A 4,114-nucleotide genomic window follows, 5' to 3' on the forward strand; every position below is an offset into this window, starting at 1 on the left:
CGGGCGCGCTTGAGTCCGTGCGCAGCCATGTAACCCATGCCGCCGTGGAAACCAGCCGACAGCCAGGCCACAAGACCCGGCTCGGCTGTTGCCAGATGTACATCGGACACGCCGATCTGTGAGAATCCCAGCTCGACAGCCCATGTCCGTACCAGCCCGGCGAGCCGTTCCGGATCGGGCGTACCCGACGCATTACCAAGGTTACCAAGGTCGTTCATCCGGTGATTCTAGAAACCCGCCAGCAGCACTGGCCCGACGAAGCCGCCTGCGAGGCCACAGCCCGCGCCCTGGCCCGCCATCCTGCGCTGCGCCGCGCCTGCATCGAACTGCACGGCCCCCTCGGCGCCGGCAAGACCACCTTCGCCCGCCACCTGCTGCGCGCGCTCGGCGTGACCGGGCGCATCAAGAGCCCGAGCTACGCCATCGTCGAACCCCACGAGGTGCCCGCGACCGCCGATGCGGACAAACTGGACATCTGGCACTTCGATTTCTATCGATTCGGCGATCCCCGGGAGTGGGAGGATGCCGGTTTTCGCGACCTGTTCGCCAGCCCCGGCCTGAAACTGGTCGAGTGGCCCGAAAAGGCCAGCGGGCTGCTGCCTGCGCCGGACCTCTCGCTGTCGCTGCGGCCGAACGCCGACACCGGCGACAGCCGCACGGCACGGTGGCAGGCCTGCACTCCGCTGGGCGCGGCACTGTTGAACGAGACCCTGCCATGAACCATTCCATCCCCGACTCCGCTGCCGACTCCGACTCCCTGCACGCGGTGAGCCGCCGCGGCTGGTTCCGCCAGGCGGGCGCGCTGGTGCTCGTGCTCGGTGCCGGTGATCTGGTGCATGGCGCCACGCTGGTGGCCGTGCGGGTCTGGCCGGCGGCGGACTACACGCGCGTGACCCTCGAATCCGACACCGCGCTCGAAGCACGTCACTTCGTCACCGACGGTCCGGCGCGGCTGGTGATCGACATCGATGGGCTCGAACTCAGCCCGCAGCTGCGCGAGCTGGTCGCCAAGATCGGCGCCAACGACCCGCACATCGCCGGCGTGCGCCTGGGGCAGAGCCAGCCGCGCCAGGTGCGCATGGTGTTCGACCTCAAGCGCGCGAGCACCCCGCAGGTCTTCACGCTCTCGCCGATCGCGCCCTACCGCTACCGGCTGGTGTTCGATCTCTATCCGGCACAGGCGCCCGACCCGCTGCTGGCGCTGGTGAAGGAGCGCGAAGCAGCCCCGACGCCGCTGCCGGCACCGCCTGCGCCGGCCACCAGCACAGCCGAGGCCTCGGCGCGTGCCGCGTCGGACGTCGACGACGCGCTCGGCGAGTTCATCGGCCGGGTCGACCGCCCTGCCCGGCCACCGCTGCCCGTGCCTCCGGCGCCACCGGCCGTCGCACTGAAGTCGGAGCCGGTCAGCCCGTCCGGCAGCGCCAGTGCGCCCGCCGTTCCGCCCGCTCCGGCGCCACCGCGTGTCGCCACCGCCCCGGCCTCGGCCGAAGGCGCTCCCGCCGTGCCCCCGGGCCGTGGCGGCATCAACCGGCTGGTCATCGTCGCCATCGATCCAGGCCATGGCGGCGAGGACCCCGGCGCGATCGGCCCGACCGGCCTGCGCGAGAAGGACATCGTGCTGCAGATCGCCAAGCAGTTGCAGGAGCGCATCAACGCCCGCCCCGGCATGCGCGCCATGCTGACCCGCGATGCCGACTTCTTCGTGCCGCTCCATGAGCGCGTGAACAAGGCCCGCCGCGTGCAGGCCGATCTGTTCCTGTCGATCCACGCCGACGCCTTCATCACGCCGGAGGCGCGCGGCGCGTCGGTGTTCGCGCTGTCCGATTCGGGTGCGACCAGCACGGCCGCGCGCTGGATGGCCAAGCGCGAGAACGCCTCGGACGCCATCGGCGGCATCAACGTCGCCAGCAAGGACACCCACGTGCTGCGCGCCCTGCTCGACATGAGCACCACCGCGCAGATCCAGGACAGCCTGCGCGTGGGCCGCGAGGTGCTGGGCAACATCGGGCAGGTCGGGAAGCTGCACAAGGGGCAGGTCGAGCAGGCCAGCTTCGCGGTGCTCAAGGCGCCGGACATCCCCTCGATCCTGGTCGAGACCGCCTTCATCTCCAATCCCCAGGAAGAAGCCAAGCTGCGCGACGAGGACTACCAGGCGCAGCTCGTCAAGGCCGTCTACACCGGCATCGTGCGCTACTTCTCCCGCAACCCGCCCCTGGCCCGCGAGCGTCTGCTGTGAACCTGCATCCTCTCCTGGCAGCGCTGCTGCTGAGCACCACCGTGGCGTCGGCCGCGTCCGCGCAGACGGCACCGGCCGCCCTGTCCTCCGGCACCACCCTGCCCGCGGCCGCACCATGTCCGACCGGCATCCCCGAAGGCACGCGCTGCCTGAACGGCCGCGACTACCTCGGCGCCTGGTACTGGATTGCGGTACCCAGGGGCTGGACGCCGGAAACGGGCGTGCTGGTGGTGCATGCGCACGGCGGCCCCGCACTCGGCGAGCCGACACTCGCCCGCGCCACCGCCGATCTGCAGCGCTGGAGCGTGATGCTGCGTGCCGGCCATGCCTGGGCGGGATCGAGTTTCCGGCAGGGCGGCGTCGAGGTGCTGGCCGCGGGCGAGGACACCGAGCGGCTGCGCCAGCTCGCCATCGCCGCCATCGGCCAGCCACGCCGCACCCTGCTGCACGGACAAAGCTGGGGGGCCAGCGTCGCCGCACGCATGGCCGAGCGCTACGTGACTCCCGACATCGACCCGCACCGCACCACGCCCGGCCCGCGGCCCTATGACGGCGTGCTGCTGACCAGCGGCGTGCTGGCAGGCGGCACCCGGGCCTATGACCTGCGGCTCGACCTGCGCGTGGTCTACCAGGCGCTGTGCCACAACCACCCGAAACCCGAGGACAGCGCCTATCCGCTGTGGATGGGCCTGCCGCCCGAGACGAGGCTGACCCGGGTCGAACTGGCCGAACGGGTCGATGCCTGCCTCGGCGTGCAGCGCAAGCCCGCCGAGCGCAGCGCCGCCCAGCAGCAACGCCTGAGCACCCTCACCCGGGTGGTGAAGCTCCCTGAACAGGAGATCCTGCCGCACCTGCAGTGGGCAACCTGGCACTTCCAGGACATCACGCTGCGCAAGCTCAAGGGGCGCAATCCCTTCGGCAACGAAGGCGTCCACTACATCGGCTCGCCCGACGACGCGGCGCTGAACCGCGACGTGCTGCGCTACCGGGCCGATCCGGCCGCGCTGGCCGAACTCGCCAGCGACACCGATCCGACCGGCCGCCTGCTGCTGCCCACGCTGACGCTGCACGGCATCGACGACATGACCGCCTTCGTCGAGATGGAGTCCTTCTTCCGCGACAACGTCACCGAAGCGGGTGCTGCGGACCAGCTGGTGCAGATCTTCACCGCCGACCACGAGCACAGCTACTCCAGCGACGCGCAGTACGTCAGCGCGGTCGGCGCGCTGCTGGACTGGGTGGACAAGGGCAGCAAGCCCGATGCCGCGTCGCTGTCACAGCGCTGCAAGGGATTGCCGGCGCAGTGGCAGCCGGCCAGCGGCTGCCGCATCCGGGTCGACTACCAGCCGGCCTCGCTCGACAGCCGTGTGCCCCCGCGGCGCCGCGCCGAGACCGCCACGCCGGGCGTCAAACGACCCTGACGCTGGCCTTGGCTTCGTTGCGGCGCGCTTTCCAGGCACCGAACAGGACCAGCACCCCGGGGATCGCGATCATCGACCAGATGATCTTGTCCAGGTGCAGCTTCACCCACGGCACGTTGCCGAAGAAGTAGCCCACGGTGACGACCCCGCCCACCCACAGCGCACCGCCGGTCACGTCGTAGAGCGTGAACTTGCTGCGCGTCATCTGCGCGACGCCAGCCACGAACGGCGCAAAGGTGCGCACGAAGGGCATGAAGCGGGCGATGATGATCGTCACGCCGCCCCGGCGCTCGTAGAACTCGTGCGCCTGGTGGAATGCCCGCTGGTTGAACCAGCGGCTGTCTTCCCACTGGAACACCTTGGGCCCGATGTGGCGACCGATGGTGTAGTTGCTCTGGTTGCCCAGCACGGCCGCGGCAAACAGCAGACCGACCGACAGCGTGTAGTCCATCAGGCC

Annotated in this window: 4 protein-coding genes and 1 pseudogene; 3 read left to right on the forward strand and 2 right to left on the reverse strand. The window is 70.4% G+C overall.

Features of this window, described 5'->3' with window-relative positions; genetic code table 11:
* Positions 1-218, reverse strand: a pseudogene (locus tag AB3X43_RS01920) (hypothetical protein); the annotation flags it as partial.
* 3 nt (positions 219-221) lie between these two features.
* On the opposite strand from AB3X43_RS01920, the gene tsaE reads away from it, so the two are divergent.
* The 3 genes from tsaE to AB3X43_RS01935 are packed head-to-tail and all read left to right on the forward strand — an operon-like array spanning position 222 to position 3,657.
* On the forward strand, positions 222-719 hold the full coding sequence (gene tsaE, locus AB3X43_RS01925) for a tRNA (adenosine(37)-N6)-threonylcarbamoyltransferase complex ATPase subunit type 1 TsaE (protein WP_369428205.1): 498 nt from the start codon (positions 222-224) through the stop codon (positions 717-719).
* Positions 716-2,236: an N-acetylmuramoyl-L-alanine amidase gene (locus AB3X43_RS01930; RefSeq protein WP_369428206.1), complete on the forward strand. Its 1,521-nt coding sequence runs from the start codon at positions 716-718 to the stop codon at positions 2,234-2,236. The genes tsaE and AB3X43_RS01930 overlap by 4 nt, the downstream gene beginning before the upstream one ends.
* Positions 2,233-3,657: a hypothetical protein gene (locus AB3X43_RS01935; RefSeq protein WP_369428207.1), complete on the forward strand. Its 1,425-nt coding sequence runs from the start codon at positions 2,233-2,235 to the stop codon at positions 3,655-3,657. The genes AB3X43_RS01930 and AB3X43_RS01935 overlap by 4 nt, the downstream gene beginning before the upstream one ends.
* Here AB3X43_RS01935 and AB3X43_RS01940 read toward each other — a convergent pair.
* The coding region (locus AB3X43_RS01940; RefSeq protein WP_369428208.1) for a DedA family protein at positions 3,644-4,114 on the reverse strand (471 nt) is incomplete at its 5' end. The two genes, AB3X43_RS01935 and AB3X43_RS01940, sit on opposite strands and share 14 nt — an antisense overlap.

Origin of the sequence: Sphaerotilus sp. (assembly GCF_041083715.1) — a bacterium.
Taxonomy (GTDB): Bacteria; Pseudomonadota; Gammaproteobacteria; order Burkholderiales; family Burkholderiaceae_C; genus Sphaerotilus.